The sequence below is a fragment of the Flavobacterium sp. 123 genome (assembly GCF_003634825.1).
GTDB lineage: Bacteria > Bacteroidota > Bacteroidia > Flavobacteriales > Flavobacteriaceae > Flavobacterium.
In genome coordinates this window covers 2,366,540-2,386,346 of the sequence record NZ_RBXD01000001.1, presented here as the reverse complement: position 1 = coordinate 2,386,346, position 19,807 = coordinate 2,366,540, and the positions used below count along the sequence as shown (strand labels likewise).

Here is a 19,807-nt window from a genome sequence, read left to right as displayed (position 1 = left end):
ATTAAACGCCTAAAAAACAGCGTCTTACATTTATTTTTTATACTTTTATTTCGTTAACCAATAAAATATAAAATTATGAATGTAAAAAACTTTGTGATTTCAGGAATTGCAGGAGGATTTATTGAATTTATTTTAGGGTGGTTATTTTACGGAATCCTATTTAAAGATTCATTTCCTTCAAATGGCACCGAAAACATGTTGCTTATCTTTCTAGGATGCATGACTTTCGGATTTTTATTGTCTTATATTTTTATAAAATGGGCACACATTTCAAATTGGAAAACAGGTCTAAGCTCGGGTGCAATCATTGGATTATTTATAGCTTTATATTTTTCTTTTTTTGCAAATTCAATGAAAACAATGGATGAACTCAACATCCAATTAATGGCTTTAGACACTGCAATAACAGTTGTAATGTCTGCAATAGTTGGCTCTACCATAGCATTAGTCAGTGGGAAAATAAAATAAAGAATATAAACCTCCTCAGAAAGCTCTTCTTAAGCAGAAGAGTTTTTTTTTACTTATTTACTTAAAAATCAAAAAAATATTATGCATGCATAGTATTTTTTTATTATATTTGAAATCGATATAGTTAATTATGAAAGATAAAACAATTGATTACATATTGAGAGCAACTTGGCAAGCAGTCTCAAGAATGTATAACGAAGAAGCCGCTAAATACGGAGCAACCATGGCGACAGGGTTTGCGTTATTAAGCATGGATAAGGAAAAAGGAACACCTTCAACTTCATTAGGACCAAAAATGGGAATGGAAGCAACCAGCCTTACGAGAACTTTAAAATCGATGGAAGAAAAAGGATTAATATTACGAAAGAAAAATCCTTTTGATGGTCGAGGTGTGCTTATATACCTTACGGAATTTGGTAAAGAAAAAAGAGAATTATCAAAGAACACTGTTTTAAAATTCAATGAAACTGTCAAACAACATATAACAGATGAGAAACTTCAGCATTTTATTGAAGTAGCTGAAATCATCAATGAATTAATTCAAGACAAAAATATATTTAATCAATCAGAAAATGAAACGCACAGTTAAAAAAGTTGCAATAATCGGATCCGGAATCATGGGTTCTGGAATTGCGTGCCATTTTGCTAATATTGGAGTTGAAGTATTACTCTTGGATATTGCCCCTAGAGAGCTTACTGAAGCTGAAATAAAAAAAGGATTGACCTTAGAAAGCAAAATTGTTAGAAACCGATTAGTGAATGAGCATTTAGCCAATTCATTGAAATCAAAGCCTTCACCTATCTACAATCAAAAGTTTGCTAATAGGATAACAACAGGAAATACTACGGATGATATGGCTAAAATTGCCGCTGTCGACTGGATTATTGAAGTTGTTGTGGAGCGTTTAGATATTAAAAAAACAGTTTTTGAACAAATAGAAAAATTCAGAAAACCAGGTACTTTGGTTACTTCAAACACCTCAGGAATTCCAATTCATTTTATGAGTGAAGGAAGATCTGAAGATTTTCAAAAACATTTTTGTGGGACACACTTTTTTAATCCTGCACGCTATTTGAAATTATTTGAAATCATTCCTGGACCACAAACTGCAATTGAAGTTCTAGATTTCCTTACTGATTATGGTTCCAAATTCTTAGGTAAAACTTCGGTAGTGGCAAAAGATACTCCTGCATTTATCGGGAATAGAATTGGAATTTTTGGAATCCAAAGTTTGTTTCATTTGGTCAAAGAAATGGGATTAACCATTGAAGAAGTAGATAAGCTGACTGGGCCAGTTATTGGAAGACCAAAATCAGCAACTTTCAGAACCGTTGATGTTGTTGGATTAGACACTTTAGTGCATGTTGCGAACGGAATCTACGAAAACTGTCCAAATGACGAAGCTCACGAGCTATTCAAACTACCTGATTTCATCACAAAAATGATGGAAAATAAATGGTTAGGAAGCAAAACTGGTCAAGGCTTTTATAAAAAAGTAGATAAGGATATCTTGTCTTTGGATTTGAACACTTTAGAATATCGTCCTGCCAAAAAAGCTTCGTTTGCTACTTTAGAATTAACAAAAACCATTGACAAACCTATTAATCGTTTTAAGGTTTTAGTAAAAGGAACGGATAAAGCTGGTGAATTTTACAGAAAAAGCTTTGCCGGAATGTTTGCCTATGTTTCTAATAGAGTACCTGAAATTTCGGATGAATTATACAAAATTGATGATGCGATGAAGGCAGGTTTCGGCTGGGAAAATGGCCCATTCGAAATTTGGGATGCAATTGGTGTCGCAAAAGGAATTGAAATTATGAAAGCCGAAGGTCTTGAGCCTGCCGCTTGGGTGAATGATATGTTAGCTTCAGGAAGTTCTAGTTTTTATTCTGTTAAAGAAGGAGCCACTTTTTTCTACAATATCCCAACAAAATCGCAAACCAAAGTTCCCGGACAAGATGCGTTTATTATTCTGAACAACATTCGTGAAACTAAAAAAGTATGGGGAAATAGTGGTGCTATTATTCAAGATTTAGGAGACGGAATTTTGAATTTAGAATTCCAATCTAAAATGAATACCATTGGTGGTGATGTTTTGCAAGCCATCAACAAAGCCATTGATTTAGCCGAAAAAGAACATCAAGGTTTAGTAATAGGGAATCAAGGAGCTAATTTCTCTGTTGGAGCAAACATCGGAATGATATTTATGATGGCTGTTGAACAAGAATATGACGAATTAAATATGGCTATCAAAATGTTCCAAGATACCATGATGCGCGTACGTTATTCTGGAATTCCAGTAATCGTTGCTCCGCACGGAATGACATTAGGAGGTGGTTGCGAAATGAGTTTACATGCAGACAAAGTAGTTGCAGCAGCCGAGTCCTATATTGGATTAGTCGAATTTGGAGTTGGTGTAATTCCAGGTGGTGGAGGATCAAAAGAAATGACGTTGAGAGCATCCGATTTATTCCGAAAAAATGATGTCGAATTAAATGTTTTACAAGAATATTTCTTAACCGTAGCTATGGCAAAAGTTTCTACATCAGCGCATGAAGCTTTTGACTTAGGAATTCTACAACACGGAAAAGATATAGTTGTTGTTAATAAAGACCGCCAAATTGCCGAAGCTAAAAAACACGCTTTATTAATGGCAGAAGCAGGTTACACACAACCAATTCGCAGAAATGATGTGAAAGTTTTAGGGAAACAAGCTTTAGGAATGTTCTTAGTAGGAACCGACCAAATGCAGGCTGGGAAATACATCTCAGAACACGACAAAAAAATAGCCAATAAACTGGCTTATGTTATGGCTGGTGGCGATTTATCTGAACCAACATTAGTATCGGAACAATATTTACTAGACATTGAACGCGAAGCTTTTTTATCTCTTTGCACAGAAAGGAAAACATTGGAACGCATTCAATATATGTTAACCAAAGGGAAACCGTTAAGAAATTAATTTTTAATTATAAATTATGAATTATAAAGTATGAATGAGCTTCATTTAAAATTTATAATTCAAAATTCAAAATAATAGTCATGAAAACAGCCTATATAGTTAAAGCATACAGAACCGCCGTGGGGAAAGCCCCAAAAGGGGTGTTCAGATTTAAACGTCCTGATGAATTAGCAGCAGAAACCATTGCGTTTATGATGAATGAATTGCCTGATTTTGACAAAAAGCGTATTGACGATGTCATGGTTGGAAATGCGATGCCAGAAGCCGAACAAGGGTTAAACATAGGACGATTAATTTCCTTAATGGGATTAAAAATTGAAGATGTGCCGGGTGTTACTGTAAATAGATATTGCGCTTCAGGATTAGAAACAATTGGGATGGCAACCGCTAAAATCCAATCTGGAATGGCTGATTGTATCATTGCAGGTGGTGCTGAAAGCATGAGCTTTATTCCGATGGGTGGATACAAACCTACTCCTGATTATGCGGTTGCAAAAGCAGGTAACGAGGATTACTATTGGGGAATGGGGCTAACAGCTGAGGCCGTTGCCAAACAATACAACATCTCAAGAGCAGATCAAGATGAATTTGCTTACAACTCACATATGAAAGCCCTGAAAGCACAAGCCGAAGGTAAATTTGACAAACAAATTGTTCCAATCACAATTGAACAAACATTTATTAATGAAAACGGTAAGAAAGAATCCAAATCTTATATCGTAAATAAAGATGAAGGTCCAAGAGCAGGAACATCTGTAGAAGCATTAGCTGGTTTAAGACCTGTTTTTGCTGCTGACGGAAGTGTTACAGCAGGAAATTCTTCTCAAATGAGTGATGGTGCCGCATTTGTTTTAATTATGAGTGAAGAAATGGTCAAAGAATTGAACCTCACTCCTATTGCTCGTTTGGTAAACTTTGCTTCGGCTGGAGTAGAACCACGAATTATGGGAATTGGACCGGTAAAAGCAATTCCAAAAGCCTTAAAACAAGCAGGTTTAACTTTGAATGATATTGATTTAATCGAATTAAATGAAGCATTTGCATCACAAGCATTAGCCGTTACACGCGAATTAAATCTAAATCCTGATATCATTAATGTCAATGGTGGAGCAATTGCTTTAGGCCATCCGCTGGGTTGTACTGGTGCTAAACTTTCTGTACAATTATTTGATGAAATGAAAAGAAGAGGAAGTAAATATGGAATTGTAAGTATGTGTGTGGGAACTGGGCAAGGTTCAGCGGGGATATACGAGTTGTTATAGACTTATTTTAAATGATAAATTTTAAATTTTAGATGAGTGTAAAAGAAAATATAATTGCTATAAAAACTTTTGATTTTGCATTATCAATAGTGAATCTTTTTACTCAGCTAAAAAAAGAAAATGAATTCATTATTTCAAAACAAATACTAAGATCTGCAACAAGTATTGGAGCTAATATTGAAGAAGCAATTGCTGCACAATCAAGAAAAGATTTCATTAATAAAATGTCAATTGCCTCAAAAGAAGCCAGAGAAACAAAATATTGGTTGCGTTTATTAGACAAATCCAACCTGACAACAATTTCAATGTCAAATTATTTGATTGAAATTGAACACATATTAAATATAATAACAAAAATTATTAAAACTTCACAGGAAGACAATACAAAATAATTTAAAATTTATAATTCAAAATTTAAAATAACAAAGTCATGAGCGACAAAACTAGAGGAGGTCAATTCCTTGTAAAAGAAACAAAATGCGAAGATATCTTCACCCCAGAAGATTTTTCTGATGAGCAATTAATGATGCGTGACTCTGTAAAAGAGTTTGTGGACAAAGAAATTTGGCCAAACAAAAATCGTTTTGAAAACAAAGACTACGCTTTTACGGAGGAAAGTATGCGTAAAGCAGGGGAACTTGGACTTCTTGGAGTGGCAGTTCCTGAAGCTTATGGTGGATTAGGAATGGGATTTGTTTCAACAATGCTTGTTTGCGATTATATTTCGGGGGCAACCGGTTCTTTCTCAACTGCTTTTGGAGCACATACTGGAATTGGAACTATGCCAATCACATTGTATGGAACAGAAGAACAAAAACAAAAATACGTACCTAAATTAGCTTCAGGGGAATGGTTTGGTGCTTATTGCTTGACAGAGCCAGGTGCGGGATCTGATGCCAATTCAGGAAAGACAAAAGCTGTTTTATCAGACGATGGAACACATTACAAAATTACAGGTCAGAAAATGTGGATTTCGAATGCAGGTTTTTGTTCGTTGTTTATTGTTTTTGCTCGTATTGGTGATGATAAAAATATTACTGGTTTCATTCTAGAAAATACTACAGACAATGGAATTTCAATGGGAGAAGAAGAGCATAAATTGGGTATTCGTGCCTCTTCAACACGTCAAGTTTTCTTCAATGAAACAAAAATTCCTGTTGAAAACATGCTTTCTGAAAGAGGAAATGGTTTCAAAATAGCCATGAATGCTCTGAACGTAGGACGTATCAAGTTAGCAGCTGCTTGCCTTGACGCTCAACGTAGAGTAACTACTGGCGGAATAAAATATGCAAATGAAAGAATGCAATTTAATACTCCAATCGCTCAGTTTGGTGCTATTCGATATAAACTAGCCGAAATGGCAACTAGTTGTTATGCTGGCGAAAGTGCTTCATACAGAGCTGCAAAAGATATTGAAGATCGAATTGCAATTAGAGAAGCAGAAGGCGCAACACATCAGGAAGCAGAATTAAAAGGAGTTGAAGAATATGCTATCGAATGCTCCATTTTGAAAGTAGCAGTCTCTGAAGATGTTCAAAATTGTGCTGATGAAGGGATTCAGATTTTTGGAGGTATGGGATTTTCAGAAGATACTCCGATGGAAAGTGCTTGGAGGGACGCAAGAATTGCTCGTATTTATGAAGGAACTAATGAAATTAACAGAATGCTTTCTGTTGGTATGCTAATCAAAAAAGCAATGAAAGGTCATGTTGACTTATTAGGACCAGCTTCAAAAGTTCAAGAAGAATTAATGGGAATTCCTTCATTTGATACTCCAGATTATTCAGAATTATTTGCAGAAGAAAAAGAAATGGTTGGTAAATTGAAAAAAGCATTTCTTATGGTTGCTGGTGGCGCTGTTCAAAAATACGGTCCTGATTTAGATGCACATCAACAATTACTAATGGCTGCTTCAGATATTTTGATTGAAATTTACATGGCTGAATCAACCCTTTTGAGAACAGAAAAATTAGCTAAAAAAGAAGGCGAAGCTAAAGTACAAGAGCAAATTGCTATGGCGAAATTATACTTATACAAAGCTGTTGATATAGTAACTCAAAAAGGAAAAGAAAGCATTATCTCATTTGCCGAAGGTGATGAACAACGCATGATGTTAATGGGATTACGTCGTTTTACTAAATATACGAATATGCCAAACATCGTAGCGCTAAGAGAAATTATAACTTCTAAATTAGTAGCCGAAAACGAATATTGCTTCTAAAATTAAGGGAAATCCTAATGAAAATTTAAAAGACCGCATCTGTTCATCAGGAATAGATGCGGTTTTTAATTCAATTTGAATGAAGATTTAAGACAACTTTAAATAAACACATTTTATTTATATGTAATTTTATACAAATAATCAATCCAAACATATTTATGAAAAAAATAATCCTCACTACCGCTGTCGTTTTTGCTATTATTATTGGATGCAAAACGAATACAAAATCAGCTGACACTAAAGAATTAAATATTGCTTTTGAATCAAAAAGTAATAGCACTGTTTCTGGAACCGCAACTTTTGTAGAGAAAAAAGGAAAAGTAACTTTTGTTGCTAAATTAGCTGGTTTAAAACCAGGTATTCACGCTATCCATATTCATGAAAAATCAGACTGTACAGCCGCAGATGGAAGTTCGGCTGGTGGACATTGGAATCCAACTTTTAAAAATCATGGAAAATGGGGAGTTGGAGAATATCACAAAGGCGATATAGGAAACTTCACAGCAGATGAAAAAGGGAATGGAACTATAACGCTAACAACAGATGAATGGTGCATAGGATGTGGTGATGCCTCAAAAGATATTCTTGGAAAAGGATTAATTGTTCATCAAGGTGCTGATGATTTTACTACTCAACCATCTGGAAATTCAGGCGCAAGAGTAGCTTGTTCTGCTATAATTAAATAGAAATTATTTTCTTAGGAAAAACCATCTCACAATAAAAGCGAGATGGTTTTTTTTTAATTTTAAATTAATATGAAAACCACAAAAAAACATAGCTTTGTACTTTCAAATCAAAGCAATGATTAACCCATCAACATCCGGCTGGATAGATAAATTTTTTTATAAACAAAAGTTTTCTGAACAAGCGATAAATGAAACTACCGATTCTTTCTATGACAAAGTAAGAAACACCGGTTTTATATATGGTCATATAATTTCATTTGAAATTGAAAAACCAATCAATACAAAAGGCTGGTTTAAAGAAGAAATTTCTAAAGTAGCACTGCTCAATACATTATTTGGAGTTTATGCTTTAACAAAAAAAGAAACCAATACTGAAAATTTTATTTCTGAAACTGTGGCATTTTATAATCAAATGCATCCAGAAGGTTTCAACTTATTCAAAAAAATACTTCCTAAAAACAATCCTTCACTGACTTTAGAAAAAATCATTGACGAACGAGTTCAAACAAATGACAGTATCATCAGTAAAAACTTTTCGCATTTAGTAACAAATGCGTTATTATTTATGGATGTTCTTGCCTTTCGTCAATATATAATACACGGAGCTATTCCTGAAAAATACCTAAAAAAAATTGAGGAAACTATTGTAAATATTGTCACATTAGCACTAAAAATAAAATCGAATAAAACGCAGTATGATGATTTACTAATCAAACTTTTTGAAGCTTCTATACGCTACAGTAAATTTTCAAAAGACTCCGTTCAAAATTTAGAAAGCCTACAATTGGATTATTTTACAAATGAACTTGAAAAAAAATATTTGATTGATATAGCAGGAATGGCTTTGTGGAGTGATGGTGTAATTGAAAATAACGAGGCTTATTTTTTACATAAATTAGCCGAAACAATTGGAATTTCAGATAGCTTTGTAAACCAAAGTATCAAAAACACAAACGATTTCATCATAGAACATAAAAAAGATATTCCTTATTTTAACTATTCTAATCCTGTAAAACATTTTTACGATCAAACCACTCAAAGTGTGGTAACGCTTGTTTCCCGAAACAAAAACAGATTAGTTAAAGAAATTGTTCAAAGTAAAGAATTGATGCTCTTACTTGCTTATTCAACCAGAAGAGATTTAGATGAGAAAGAAAAGAAGAAAGTAAAAAAACAATTATTAGATATTTGCAAAACGATTCCTTCTTTAACTATTTTTTTGCTTCCTGGAGGAAGTTTATTATTACCGATATTAATTAAATTCATCCCTACATTACTACCATCCGCATTTAATGAAAACCTTGAAAAAGAGGATTAATATAAAAACAAAAAAACTGCTCAAGAGCAGTTTTTTTGTTTTTATTAATTTTCAATTAAAATTTTAATTGATAAACTTCATCTAAATCAACATCTGAACTTATGTTTACATCTAAATCCGTAACGAATCCAGAGTTCAAACCGTAAGCCCAACCGTGCAAAGTTAAATCCTGCCCGTTTTTCCAAGCTGACTGTACTATTGATGTTTTGGCTAAATCAAATACTTGTTCTTTTACATTTACCTCTACAAAAGCATTAAACCGCTCTGTCTCATCTTTAATAGAATCTAAGTAGGATTGATGCAAACGATAAACATCTTTAATATGGCGAATCCAGTTATCAATAATTCCTATTGATTGATTATTCATAGCGGCTTGTACACCACCACAACCATAATGTCCACAAACAATAACATGTTTAACCTTCAAAACATTAACAGCATAGTCTAAAACGCTTAGCATATTCATATCTGAATGCACGACCATGTTAGCAATATTTCTATGCACAAAAACATCACCTGGTTTTGCACCAACAATTTCATTTGCCGGAACTCTACTATCCGAACAACCAATCCATAATAAAGGGGGCGTTTGTTTTTTGGCTAAATCTTGAAAATAATTAGGATCAAGAGCCAAAGATGTTTCAACCCATTTTTTATTATTATCTAATATTTTTTTATAAAAATCACTACTCATACAATACTGGGTTTTATTTTTTTCAAATGTAAAACTAAATTATTTGATTTATATCTATTCCAAAAAATCCAACTTACATTTTAACGTATTTCTAACGTATTTTAATACGATTGTTACAATTCTTCTTCTAACCAGGCACACATCATCCAAATGGTTTTTTCTTGTTCCGAAACAAAATCACTAATCATCGTATTCGTACCTTCATCATTTATTTCAGATGCTTTTTCTAAAATTTCTCTTTCTATTTTCAACAACTTGGATAATGAATCTACAATCAAATGAATTGCTTTTTCGTCATTGGAAACATTCTTACCTACCGTCAATTGATTGAACTTAATATAATCTTCAAAAGTATGTAAGGGTCTTCCGCCAAGTGTAAGTACACGCTCAGCTATCATATCTATCTTCAGTTGTGAATCATTGTATAACTGTTCAAATTTAACATGCAAATCAAAGAAACGTTTGCCTCTAATGTTCCAATGAATTCCTCTTAAATTTTGATAATAGACTTGAAAATTAGATAGTAAAACATTCAATTCTACCACAATTAATTCTGATTCTTTTACAGGTAATCCTATTAGATTTGTTTTCATGACTTTAAATTTTAATCAAATTTAGTAAGAAAACGAAGAAAGAAACTATAAATTAAATTGATTGTTTTTATATTTGCATCAGAAATTACTATAAACATGACAATTACCCAACTAAAATATGTTTTGGCCGTAGCCGAACATAAAAATTTCACTCTTGCTGCTGATAAATGCTTTGTTACGCAACCTACATTGAGTATGCAAATTCAAAAAATAGAAGAAGAATTAAGTATCCAAATATTTGACAGAACAAAAAAACCAATACAACTAACAGATATTGGTCAAAAAATTGTCAATCAAGCTAAGAATATTGTAAATGAAGCAGATCGTATTCAAGACATTGTAGAACAACAAAAAGGGTTTATAGGTGGTGAATTCCGATTAGGAATTATTCCTACCATTATGCCTACATTACTTCCTATGTTTTTGAATAATTTCATAAAAAAATATCCAAAAGTAAAACTCATTATTGAAGAGTTGAATACTGAAGAAATTATTACAAAACTGAATAATGGACATCTTGATGCGGCAATTGCAGCAACACCATTAATGGAAGAAAAAATCAAAGAAATTGTTTTGTATTTTGAACCTTTTGTAGCTTATATCCCAGAAAGCCACCATACTTTTCAGAAAGAAGAAATTGAAGTGTCGGATTTAAATCTAGATGAAATACTGTTACTTCAAGACGGACATTGCTTTAGAGATGGGATTATAAATTTATGTAAAAACAATCCTCGAAACGAAATCAATCACTTCCAAATAGAAAGTGGTAGTTTTGAAACATTAATAAAACTAGCTGATGAAGGTTTAGGCACTACACTACTACCCTACCTTCATACCTTAGATTTGAAAGAATCTGACAAGCTGAAACTTCGTCATTTTAAGGAACCTAAACCCGCTAGAGAAGTTAGTTTGATTTTCCCTAAAAGCGAATTAAAAATCCATATCATTGACGCATTAAGAACAACAATTGCTGGCGTTATAAAAGGAGCAATCGTTTTTCAAAATGTAGAAATCATAAGTCCAATTCAGAAGAAATAAAAAAAGGAACCATTTACTGGTTCCTTTTTTTATTGGTTAACTATAATCAGACATTGTTTTAGTTCCGGCTTTTCGAAAGTGAAATTTAACAACCATTCTCGTAATTGTTCCATTTCATATGGCAACAATGTTTTGATGGCCTTTTCTAATTCTTTGCAAAAAAGTATAGGGTCAAAACTTACTCTTTCTAAAATCGATTTTGTGTAATCAAACATGATTTTTGACATAATTAATTAAGATTTTGGGGGTTAGATTTTCATTTTAACGTGTTGTAAAAATACATTATTTACAAGTAAAACCTATTTCTTTAACGTAGATTTAAGTTTTTTATTTTATATCAAAAAAAAAATTAAAGTTTGCTTGCTCGGAACATTTCTCTTTTCCCTGGAGGGCCAGCAAGTTTTTCGACTGTGAACCCAACCTCAATCATACTGCGCTTTACTACTCCACGAGCAGCATAGGTAACTAACTTTCCTTGCGGTTTTAAGGCATTATGCATTTTTTGAAAAATAGCCGTACTCCACAATTCTGGTTGCACTCTATACCCAAAAGCATCAAAATAAATAAGGTCAAATTTTTCTATATCATCAATTGCATCAAAAAATTGTTTCCGTTTTGTCAGTACAAAATTTTCGCTCAATTTTACTTGCTCGTCCCAATTACTTTCATGCATTTTTTTGAAAATTGCAGTTTCCGTTTCCGCATTCAATTCCGCAACATAATTCATAGAAAGTACTTCGTCTGCAGAGACTGGATAAGCTTCTACTCCAACATAATCAATAGACTGCTGTAATTTTTTTGACTCTAAAAAAGTAATAAAAGCATTTAAGCCTGTTCCAAATCCAATTTCTAGAATAGAAACAGATTTATTTTCGAATAAAGCAAGACCATTTTTTATAAAAACGTGTTGCGCTTCTTGAATAGCGCCGTGCTTAGAATGATAACACTCGTCCCATTCCTTAAGATGAATGGTTGTAGACCCATCTAGTGTTTGAATTATTTCTCTTTCCAAAATTGTTATTCGAGTTAAACTTTATTTAAATAAGCACTTAATAAGACCAAAATTAGTCAAAACTAAAACGTTTCGTTCTAAATAATCTATATTTTTTATATTTTTCATATAATTTGACTGTATTTTTTTAGTTTTTTTAAAATATAAATAAATCACAGTTAAACGCATTAATTAATGTGGTTTTAGCAAGGTTTTTGTTGATTTTTATTTAATTTTGCAATCATTATAATTTTCGAAAATTTCAAATCAATGTTTTAAGCTAAGGCTTATTACTATAAATATCATAAAAACAATTCATTATCATGAGTGCAACTCAAACAAACAAAATTGAGATTATAAAAGCAGCTACTACAAAAATAAATGAAGTAGATTTTGACAAATTATCATTTGGTTCCGTTTTTACAGACCATTTATTCGAATGTGATTTTAAAAATGGAGAATGGCAAAAACCGGTAATTAAACCCTATGCACCATTTCTTGTTGATCCATCTACAAGAGTTTTTCATTATGGCCAAGCTATTTTTGAAGGAATGAAAGCATATAAAGATGACAATAATGACATTTGGCTTTTTAGACCTGATGAAAACTACAAACGTTTTAACAGCTCTGCAGCTAGATTAGCGATGCCTGAAGTTCCTGAAGAAATTTTCATGAATGGTTTAAATGAATTGTTGAAATTAGATCAAGAATGGGTTAAAAAAGGAAAAGGAAATTCTATGTATATCAGACCATTTATGATTGCTACCGGAACTGGAGTAATTGCAAATCCATCTGATGAATATAAATTTATGATCATTTTATCTCCTGTAAAATCTTATTATTCAGGAGAAGTAAAAGTACTTATTGCAGAACATTTCAGTAGAGCTGCTAATGGAGGAATTGGAGCTGCTAAAGCTGCAGGAAACTACGCTGGACAGTTTTACCCGACTAACCTAGCTAATAAAGAAGGTTTCCAACAAGTAATTTGGACAGATGATGCAACGCATACAAAACTTGAAGAAGCAGGAACAATGAATGTTTTCTTCAGAATAAATAACACTTTATTAACTGCCCCAGTTAGTGAAAGAATCCTTGATGGTGTAACTAGAAAAACACTAATTGATTTAGCAAAAAGCGAAGGTATAAATGTTGAAGTTCGTTCTGTTACAGTATCTGAATTAGTTGAAGCTTCTAAAAACGGTAGTTTAAAAGAAATTTTTGGAGCTGGAACGGCTGCAGTTGTAAGTCCTATTTCTGGATTTTCATATAAAGATGTTTATTATGAATTGCCAAAAATTGAAAATTCAGTTGCACTTGAATTAAAAGACAAATTAACAAATATTCAAAACAAACTTGCTGAAGATACTTTTGGTTGGACTGTTAAAGTATAAATATAAGTTTTAGTTTTATAAAAAAAATCGGTTTTCAATGAAAACCGATTTTTTTATGTCTTGTTTGAGCGGCATTTTAAGTGCCTTATTTAGTACCTAAAATTTTAGAAAAGTCTGGCTTAAAATAGTTTGGACCTTTCATTACTTTACCGTCTTCACGATAAATTGGATTTCCATCTTCTCCTAACTTGCTCATATTACTTCGTTGAATTTCATCAAAAACTTCTTCAATTTTATGCTGCAATCCGTGTTCAATTATAGTTCCACAAAGAATATACATCATATCCCCCAATGCATCGGCAATTTCAACCAAATCATTATTCTGAACGGCTTCAAGATATTCTTCGTTTTCTTCTTTCATCAAATGATACCGAAGTGTATTTTTACTTTCTCCCAAATCGGCTTTTGGGGTTTCACTATGACCGATTCTAAATGCGGCGTGAAATTCCTTAACGGCATTAATTTGTTTTTGCATATTTTTATTTGATTAAATGAGCTGGAAAATTAGTAACTATTCTTGAAAGATTGACTAAATTTGCAGCAAATATTTTAAACTATGTTTAGTCAAGGACAATTACTGTTTGCAGCCTGTTTTTTTATTGCTTTTGTTATTGCAATGATTTTTGCTTATCGAAAAGATGCTGCTTTGCACAAACTATTTTACAAAGGAAATTACAAAATTCTAATTGGATTCGGTATTTTTATTGGTCTTCTATTTTTGATCAAGATTTTTTTCAAACGCTAATTCCTTTTTTTTAAAAATAAAAAATGCCCACAATAATAGTGGGCATTTTTTATTTTTAATGTATTTTTCTTTAATTCTCTAAAGGTAAAAAACCAAAATTTTTAGAGTAATTCAAAAACACAGGAATTATTTTAATTTTTTTAATACTGACTCGCTTAGAAAAAAAATTTCTAACTTTACAAAACAAATTAAATTATCTGTTATGAGAATTTTAAAATACCTATTTCTTTTAATGCTACTTAGCCTTGTTGCCCTTTCAGTTTTTGTGGCCACACAAAAAGGAGAATTTAATATTGAAAGAAGCTTGGTTATAAATTCTCCTAGAGCTGCTGCATTTAATTATGTGAATGATTATAGAAATTGGGAAGATTTCAGTTCTTGGATAGTTGAAGATCCTGAGATGAAGATGGTTTATCCGCAAAAAACAATTGGAAAAGGCGGCTCCTATTCTTGGGAAGGAAAAGAAGAAAGTGGAGACATGCAAACTATATTTGTTAAAGAAAACGATAGTATTGCCCAAAAAATGGATTATGATGGTACCGCTTCTGAAGCCTTTTGGAAATTTAAAGATACTATTGGCGGGACTAAAGTAACTTGGAAAATCTCAGGAAAAATGAGTTTTACTATGAAAATTTATTCCGCAATTAATGGTGGTGCCGAAAAAATTATTGGTCGCATATGTGAAAAAAGCCTAACCAATTTAGATAAAAAATTAGATTATGAAATTAACACCTATGCCATAAAAGTAAATGGTTTAGTCCGAAAACTAGAAACCTATTATTTAAAACAAATTTTTACCAGCAAAATATCGGATGTAACTAAAAATACTAAAATTATTTTCCCTAAAATTATCGAGTTTTGCACTCAAAATAACATCGAATTGAATGGAAAACCATTTGTAATATACCATACCTATGATTTAGAAAAAGGATTAACTAAATTATCTTTTTGTGTTCCTATCAAACAACAAATTCATACTAGCGAAGGAAGTGATATTTTATCTGGAAAATTAGAATCATTTGAAGCTATTAAAACAACATTGACGGGAGATTATTCTCATACAAAAAAAGCCTTAGATAAAACAACACAATATCTTAATGCCAACCGTATAGCTACCGATTCAAAATTTTCACATCTTGAAGTTTATACTATTGGCAAAACAGAAGTTAAAAACCCTTCTAAATGGGTTACTGAAATTTACTTCCCTACAAGACCAAAACCATCTTACACTAAGTCATTAGTCGATGAAACCAAAGTTGCTACACCAAAGATTGAAGAAGAAATTCCATCAGAGTTTTAGTTTTTTTTCATTACAATTAAACCAATTTCAAAAATTCCATTCTAATTACATAAATATAAGCTTTGCAAGAAGAACAGGAATTTATACTTGAGTTATTGAATCCTAAAACGCAAAATGAGGCGTTTCAAAAACTCTTGTCAACCTATCAAAAACCTTTATACAATCATATCCGCAATATTGTGCTGAACCACGATGATTCGGATGATGTTTTGCAAAATACATTTATAAAAATATTTCAGTATTTAAAAAACTTCAAAGGAGACAGTAAACTTTTTTCTTGGATGTACCGAATTGCGACTAATGAAGCATTAACTTTTTTAAGTCAAAAAGCAAAGATGAATGGAATTTCGACAGAAGCTTTACAAAACAAAACTATCGATAATTTAAAAGCTGATGTTTTTTTTGATGGAAATGAAATTCAATTAAAATTACAAAAAGCAATAGCTAAATTACCTGAAAAACAACAGTTAGTATTTAAAATGAAATATTTTGAAGAATTAAAATATGAAGAAATTTCAGGAATTTTAGGAACTTCGGTTGGTGCCTTGAAAGCATCTTATCATCATGCCGTAAAAAAAATAGAAACCTTTGTTACAAGTGCTTAAACCTTTTTGCTAAAAATAAGTCTAACGAATAGTTATGAAAACATTTAAATTAGAAAACGAGCCTAAAATAACTTCTGGATTTAAAACGCCAGAAAATTACTTTGAGAATTTTTCAGCGAAAATGATGCAACAATTACCTGAAAAAGAACCGAAGGTGATTTCGCTATTCCAAAAAAGAAAAAAATTCCTTTTTTCAATAGCTGCTATTTTGATTTTAGGATTAATGATTCCTATATACACAACATTATCATCAACTTCAAAAGAACTAGATGAAGCTACTTTAGAAAACTACATATCCTATCAATCTAATGTAACACAATATGATTTAGTAAGTGAATTAGAACCTGAAGATATTGATCAAATAAAAACAAATGTCACTTTAGAAGATACTGCTATTGAAGATATATTAACAACAAATTCAGATATGGAAGTTCTTATGACAGAATAAAAACTGTTGCATTTAAACACTATAATTGAAATTAAATACTAAACAACTTAACAATGAAACTTAATAAAATATTACCCATTCTACTGCTATTCATTTCTTTTAGTTTTTACGCTCAAGGCGAAAAAATGAAAGAGAAAAAAGAACAAATTAAGGCATTAAAAGTAGCTTTTCTTACCACAGAACTTGAACTAACATCTAGTGAGTCTGAGAAATTTTGGCCTGTTTACAATGCTTTTGACGACAAACAATTTGAATTGAGACATTTGAAAATGAAAGCTTTCATGGGAAGAATGGACGATAATACTATGGATAAAATGTCAGAAAAAGAAGCCAACTCATTCTTAAACCAAATGGAAAGCAATGAAGATGAATTATATATGTTACGAAAAAAATTCATCACAACCTTAAAAGGAATTCTTCCTGCAACAAAAATTATTAAACTACGAAAATCAGAAGAAGATTTTAATCGAAAACTATTACAACAATACAGAGACAAAGGCAACAGAAGATAATTTATCCCCTTTTTTATAAAAGCAAAAGCCCCTAAATGATATGAAAAATATTGTTTAGGGGTTTTTAATTATTTAAAATGTATTCGAATCATTTTGTTTTTACCGGAGGCAATTGCGGTTGTATCATTTATAAACCTGAAGGTAAAAAGACTCGAATCAGTTGCTAATTGTTTCCAAGAAACTCCTCCATCAGATGAATAAAATAATCCTTGAGCACCTACAACTACTATGCCTTTTCCATTACTATTAGGTACATATTGCACACAGGAAGCATATCCAAATCCCTGATTCTGCGCAATTAGATTCCAACTTTTACCTCCATCAACAGTCTTAGCTTTATTATCAAAATTTTGATTTGGAATTTCATAATTACCCCCAGCTATAAATCCTGTTTTAGCATCATAAAAATCCGCTGTAAAAATTCCCGTCATTTTTTCTCCTTGAGAAATAGGTGTTTCATATATAGACCAGGTAATCCCTTTATTTCCGGAATAAAGAACCCTCGATTTTTTGCCTCCAGAAACAATCCAAGTATTATTTCCTTTTATAACTATATTAGTGTTACTGGCAGCAAAAGCAGATTCGCCCTCGGTTAATTTTGGCAAGTTTGATGTCGGTATTTTTTGCCAAGAATTCCCTCCGTCACAAGTCAAAATTATACAAAAACTAGTATCATCAATTGGATCTCCAATAGCAATTCCTTCTTTATCATTCCAAAATTGCATACTATCATAAAAAACCTTTTCATGATTTTCTTGGTATACTAATTTAGGCTCTAAATTATCTTTAGAAACACGATATAGCAATGCTGGATTAGAAACACTCAAAATAAAAACAGCCTGTGATGTTTTAGCAATACTTCTAAATTCTAATTTTAAACTATCCTTCATAATATGTTGCTCTTTTTTTTGATTTTTATCCAAATCAAAAAAACCAAACCTGGATTTATCAGCTGCATACCAAACTTTATTAGCATCAAAAACAAGTGCTCTTATACTAATTTTATCTTGAAATAAAGTGTCAATTTTGACAGAAGTAAAAACTTTTTCGTTTTTACCTGAAATATCATAATTAATTGTTTTACAAGACAATAAAATCAAAAAAAATATACTTATTAAAAAAAATCTATTCATTTTATTAGAATTATTTAGGAGCTAATTTACAATTAAATAAATAAACCTAAATAGTTGTATTTATTTATTGGCACAGTAATTGGAATGTTGACAATAACAACATTAAATACATTTGCCATGAAAACGAAACTACTTTTATTTACCGCACTGGCCTCTATTTTTGCAATACAAATACAAGCACAAGATAGAACAACTGTTAACGCAACAAATTCTGAAATTAGTGATAATTTAGATTTAAGAGCAGTTGCTTCAATTTTTGGAGATTCAAGAAATCTTCAGGATTTTGAAAGAAGATTAAATGACCCTAAAATTCAAATTTCTAATTTAGATTTGAATAATGACAATGAAGTTGATTATTTACGTGTTATCGAAACCGTAGATGGACGTACGCACGTAATTATTATTCAAGCCGTTTTGGATCGCGATGTTTATCAAGATATTGCAACAATAGATGTCGAAAAAGATAATTATAACCGAGTTCATGTTCAGGTTGTAGGTGACGTTTATATGTACGGCCGTAATTACATATACGAACCCGTTTATTATACAACTCCGTACATTTATGCATCATTTTGGTTGTCTAACTACCGCCCTTATTATTCGTCTTGGTCATGGAATTATTATCCGAACTATTATTACGCTTGGAATCCATACCCAGTTTTTAGATACAGAAACAACATTAGCCTTTGTTTGAACATAAACAACTCTTACAATTATGTGAATTATAGAAGAAGTAACAGAGCTATGGATTTATACAGTTCAAGACGCTCAAATGGATACGAAAGACAGTATCCGAATTATTCTTTTTCGAGAAGAAACTCAAGTGTTGCTAACCGTTATGAATTAGACCAAAGAAGAGGAACAAGAAATACATCTAATTATTATAATGGAAGAACGGAGACGCAAAGAGGTTATTCTCAAAACAGAGGAAACTCTTCTAGAGAAGTAATGCCACAAAGAGATTATTCTCAAAACAGAGGAAATTCTTCTAGAGAAGGAGCGCCACAAAGAGATTATTCTCAAAATAGAGGAAATTCTTCTAGAGAAGCAGCACCGCAAAGAGATTATTCTCAAAATAGAGGAAATTCTTCTAGAGAAGCAGCACCACAAAGAGATTATTCTCAAAATAGAGGGAATTCTTCTAGAGAAACTGCTCCACAAAGAGATTATTCTCAAAACACAGGAAATTCTTCTAGAGAAGCAGCACCACAAAGAGATTATTCTCAAAATAGAGGGAATTCTTCTAGAGAAGCAGCACCACAAAGATCTGAATCACAAAGAAGTAGTAATTCTTCTAGAAGTAACGACAGAAGGTCTTAAATTTTTAAATAATGTTTAAATAAAAAACACGGACAAATAACCCGTGTTTTTTTTATCTTTTTTTTCATATTACATTGTAATATCCTTTAAAAGATTAACTTTGAAAAGTTTTTTAAAAA

The 19,807-nt window shown here is 31.8% G+C and carries 21 protein-coding genes; 15 read left to right on the top strand and 6 right to left on the bottom strand.

Annotated features, from left to right (window positions below; genetic code table 11):
• Nucleotides 1-75: 75 nt before the first annotated feature.
• From C8C88_RS10560 to C8C88_RS10525, 8 genes are all read left to right on the top strand, one after another.
• Nucleotides 76-468 (top strand): hypothetical protein, encoded by a 393-nt coding sequence (locus tag C8C88_RS10560; protein ID WP_121338087.1) that lies wholly within the window; start codon nt 76-78, stop codon nt 466-468.
• A 130-nt stretch (nt 469-598) separates the two neighbouring features.
• Nucleotides 599-1,057: a MarR family winged helix-turn-helix transcriptional regulator gene (locus C8C88_RS10555; protein WP_121338086.1), complete on the top strand. Its 459-nt coding sequence runs from the start codon at nt 599-601 to the stop codon at nt 1,055-1,057.
• The gene (locus tag C8C88_RS10550; RefSeq protein WP_121338085.1) at nt 1,041-3,431 is read left to right on the top strand and encodes a 3-hydroxyacyl-CoA dehydrogenase/enoyl-CoA hydratase family protein; all 2,391 of its coding nucleotides are present in this window, start codon (nt 1,041-1,043) and stop codon (nt 3,429-3,431) included. Before C8C88_RS10555 ends, C8C88_RS10550 begins: the two co-directional genes overlap by 17 nt.
• Nucleotides 3,432-3,511: 80 nt before the next feature.
• Nucleotides 3,512-4,693 carry an acetyl-CoA C-acyltransferase gene (locus C8C88_RS10545; RefSeq protein WP_121338084.1) on the top strand — a complete coding sequence of 394 codons (1,182 nt, stop codon included), beginning with the start codon at nt 3,512-3,514 and terminating at the stop codon, nt 4,691-4,693.
• A gap of 32 nt (nt 4,694-4,725) precedes the next feature.
• Nucleotides 4,726-5,085, top strand: coding sequence for a four helix bundle protein (locus C8C88_RS10540; protein ID WP_121338083.1), 360 nt, complete (start codon nt 4,726-4,728; stop codon nt 5,083-5,085).
• A 38-nt stretch (nt 5,086-5,123) separates the two neighbouring features.
• Nucleotides 5,124-6,914 (top strand): acyl-CoA dehydrogenase family protein, encoded by a 1,791-nt coding sequence (locus tag C8C88_RS10535; RefSeq protein WP_121338082.1) that lies wholly within the window; start codon nt 5,124-5,126, stop codon nt 6,912-6,914.
• Nucleotides 6,915-7,072: 158 nt separating this feature from the next.
• Nucleotides 7,073-7,600, top strand: coding sequence for a superoxide dismutase family protein (locus C8C88_RS10530; protein ID WP_121338081.1), 528 nt, complete (start codon nt 7,073-7,075; stop codon nt 7,598-7,600).
• A 115-nt stretch (nt 7,601-7,715) separates the two neighbouring features.
• Nucleotides 7,716-8,918 (top strand): LETM1-related biofilm-associated protein, encoded by a 1,203-nt coding sequence (locus C8C88_RS10525; protein ID WP_121338080.1) that lies wholly within the window; start codon nt 7,716-7,718, stop codon nt 8,916-8,918.
• 55 nt (nt 8,919-8,973) lie between these two features.
• Here C8C88_RS10525 and can read toward each other — a convergent pair whose 3' ends face one another.
• Complete coding sequence (can, locus tag C8C88_RS10520; protein ID WP_121338079.1) at nt 8,974-9,612, bottom strand: carbonate dehydratase; 639 nt, start codon at nt 9,610-9,612, stop codon at nt 8,974-8,976.
• A gap of 113 nt (nt 9,613-9,725) precedes the next feature.
• The gene (locus C8C88_RS10515) at nt 9,726-10,205 is read right to left on the bottom strand and encodes a Dps family protein (RefSeq protein ID WP_121338078.1); all 480 of its coding nucleotides are present in this window, start codon (nt 10,203-10,205) and stop codon (nt 9,726-9,728) included.
• Between the two features lie 96 nt (nt 10,206-10,301).
• On the opposite strand from C8C88_RS10515, the gene C8C88_RS10510 reads away from it, so the two are divergent.
• A complete protein-coding gene (locus tag C8C88_RS10510) occupies nt 10,302-11,243 on the top strand; it encodes a LysR substrate-binding domain-containing protein (protein ID WP_121338077.1) in 942 nt (313 codons plus the stop codon).
• Between the two features lie 29 nt (nt 11,244-11,272).
• Here the strand turns inward: C8C88_RS10510 and C8C88_RS10505 are convergent, their stop codons facing one another.
• The gene (locus C8C88_RS10505; RefSeq protein ID WP_121338076.1) at nt 11,273-11,470 is read right to left on the bottom strand and encodes a hypothetical protein; all 198 of its coding nucleotides are present in this window, start codon (nt 11,468-11,470) and stop codon (nt 11,273-11,275) included.
• Nucleotides 11,471-11,592: 122 nt separating this feature from the next.
• A complete protein-coding gene (gene mnmD / locus C8C88_RS10500) occupies nt 11,593-12,255 on the bottom strand; it encodes a tRNA (5-methylaminomethyl-2-thiouridine)(34)-methyltransferase MnmD (protein WP_121338075.1) in 663 nt (220 codons plus the stop codon).
• A gap of 302 nt (nt 12,256-12,557) precedes the next feature.
• Here mnmD and C8C88_RS10495 point away from each other — a divergent pair, with 302 nt between their 5' ends.
• Nucleotides 12,558-13,625 carry a branched-chain amino acid aminotransferase gene (locus tag C8C88_RS10495; RefSeq protein WP_121338074.1) on the top strand — a complete coding sequence of 356 codons (1,068 nt, stop codon included), beginning with the start codon at nt 12,558-12,560 and terminating at the stop codon, nt 13,623-13,625.
• Between the two features lie 85 nt (nt 13,626-13,710).
• Here the strand turns inward: C8C88_RS10495 and C8C88_RS10490 are convergent, their stop codons facing one another.
• On the bottom strand, nt 13,711-14,100 hold the full coding sequence (locus C8C88_RS10490; protein WP_121338073.1) for a nucleoside triphosphate pyrophosphohydrolase family protein: 390 nt from the start codon (nt 14,098-14,100) through the stop codon (nt 13,711-13,713).
• A 472-nt stretch (nt 14,101-14,572) separates the two neighbouring features.
• On the opposite strand from C8C88_RS10490, the gene C8C88_RS10480 reads away from it, so the two are divergent.
• From C8C88_RS10480 to C8C88_RS10465, 4 genes are all read left to right on the top strand, one after another.
• Nucleotides 14,573-15,670 carry an SRPBCC family protein gene (locus tag C8C88_RS10480; RefSeq protein ID WP_121338071.1) on the top strand — a complete coding sequence of 366 codons (1,098 nt, stop codon included), beginning with the start codon at nt 14,573-14,575 and terminating at the stop codon, nt 15,668-15,670.
• Between the two features lie 62 nt (nt 15,671-15,732).
• Nucleotides 15,733-16,275 carry an RNA polymerase sigma factor gene (locus tag C8C88_RS10475; protein ID WP_121338070.1) on the top strand — a complete coding sequence of 181 codons (543 nt, stop codon included), beginning with the start codon at nt 15,733-15,735 and terminating at the stop codon, nt 16,273-16,275.
• A 34-nt stretch (nt 16,276-16,309) separates the two neighbouring features.
• Nucleotides 16,310-16,723: a hypothetical protein gene (locus C8C88_RS10470; RefSeq protein ID WP_121338069.1), complete on the top strand. Its 414-nt coding sequence runs from the start codon at nt 16,310-16,312 to the stop codon at nt 16,721-16,723.
• 53 nt (nt 16,724-16,776) lie between these two features.
• Nucleotides 16,777-17,235 (top strand): sensor of ECF-type sigma factor, encoded by a 459-nt coding sequence (locus tag C8C88_RS10465; RefSeq protein ID WP_121338068.1) that lies wholly within the window; start codon nt 16,777-16,779, stop codon nt 17,233-17,235.
• Between the two features lie 68 nt (nt 17,236-17,303).
• Here C8C88_RS10465 and C8C88_RS10460 read toward each other — a convergent pair whose 3' ends face one another.
• A complete protein-coding gene (locus tag C8C88_RS10460; protein ID WP_121338067.1) occupies nt 17,304-18,368 on the bottom strand; it encodes an oxidoreductase in 1,065 nt (354 codons plus the stop codon).
• Between the two features lie 117 nt (nt 18,369-18,485).
• Between C8C88_RS10460 and C8C88_RS10455 the strand changes: the two genes are divergently transcribed.
• The gene (locus C8C88_RS10455; protein WP_121338646.1) at nt 18,486-19,688 is read left to right on the top strand and encodes a hypothetical protein; all 1,203 of its coding nucleotides are present in this window, start codon (nt 18,486-18,488) and stop codon (nt 19,686-19,688) included.
• Nucleotides 19,689-19,807: the final 119 nt, after the last annotated feature.

Bases quoted from the DNA above. Each gene is read 5' to 3' on its own strand.
- C8C88_RS10560 (WP_121338087.1), top strand. From the start codon at position 76: ATGAATGTAAAAAACTTTGTGATTTCAGGAATTGCAGGAGGATTTATT.
- C8C88_RS10555 (WP_121338086.1), top strand. From the start codon at position 599: ATGAAAGATAAAACAATTGATTACATATTGAGAGCAACTTGGCAAGCA.
- C8C88_RS10550 (WP_121338085.1), top strand. From the start codon at position 1,041: ATGAAACGCACAGTTAAAAAAGTTGCAATAATCGGATCCGGAATCATG.
- C8C88_RS10545 (WP_121338084.1), top strand. From the start codon at position 3,512: ATGAAAACAGCCTATATAGTTAAAGCATACAGAACCGCCGTGGGGAAA.
- C8C88_RS10540 (WP_121338083.1), top strand. From the start codon at position 4,726: ATGAGTGTAAAAGAAAATATAATTGCTATAAAAACTTTTGATTTTGCA.
- C8C88_RS10535 (WP_121338082.1), top strand. From the start codon at position 5,124: ATGAGCGACAAAACTAGAGGAGGTCAATTCCTTGTAAAAGAAACAAAA.
- C8C88_RS10530 (WP_121338081.1), top strand. From the start codon at position 7,073: ATGAAAAAAATAATCCTCACTACCGCTGTCGTTTTTGCTATTATTATT.
- C8C88_RS10525 (WP_121338080.1), top strand. From the start codon at position 7,716: ATGATTAACCCATCAACATCCGGCTGGATAGATAAATTTTTTTATAAA.
- can (WP_121338079.1), bottom strand. From the start codon at position 9,612: ATGAGTAGTGATTTTTATAAAAAAATATTAGATAATAATAAAAAATGG.
- C8C88_RS10515 (WP_121338078.1), bottom strand. From the start codon at position 10,205: ATGAAAACAAATCTAATAGGATTACCTGTAAAAGAATCAGAATTAATT.
- C8C88_RS10510 (WP_121338077.1), top strand. From the start codon at position 10,302: ATGACAATTACCCAACTAAAATATGTTTTGGCCGTAGCCGAACATAAA.
- C8C88_RS10505 (WP_121338076.1), bottom strand. From the start codon at position 11,470: ATGTCAAAAATCATGTTTGATTACACAAAATCGATTTTAGAAAGAGTA.
- C8C88_RS10495 (WP_121338074.1), top strand. From the start codon at position 12,558: ATGAGTGCAACTCAAACAAACAAAATTGAGATTATAAAAGCAGCTACT.
- C8C88_RS10490 (WP_121338073.1), bottom strand. From the start codon at position 14,100: ATGCAAAAACAAATTAATGCCGTTAAGGAATTTCACGCCGCATTTAGA.
- C8C88_RS10480 (WP_121338071.1), top strand. From the start codon at position 14,573: ATGAGAATTTTAAAATACCTATTTCTTTTAATGCTACTTAGCCTTGTT.
- C8C88_RS10470 (WP_121338069.1), top strand. From the start codon at position 16,310: ATGAAAACATTTAAATTAGAAAACGAGCCTAAAATAACTTCTGGATTT.
- C8C88_RS10465 (WP_121338068.1), top strand. From the start codon at position 16,777: ATGAAACTTAATAAAATATTACCCATTCTACTGCTATTCATTTCTTTT.
- C8C88_RS10460 (WP_121338067.1), bottom strand. From the start codon at position 18,368: ATGAATAGATTTTTTTTAATAAGTATATTTTTTTTGATTTTATTGTCT.
- C8C88_RS10455 (WP_121338646.1), top strand. From the start codon at position 18,486: ATGAAAACGAAACTACTTTTATTTACCGCACTGGCCTCTATTTTTGCA.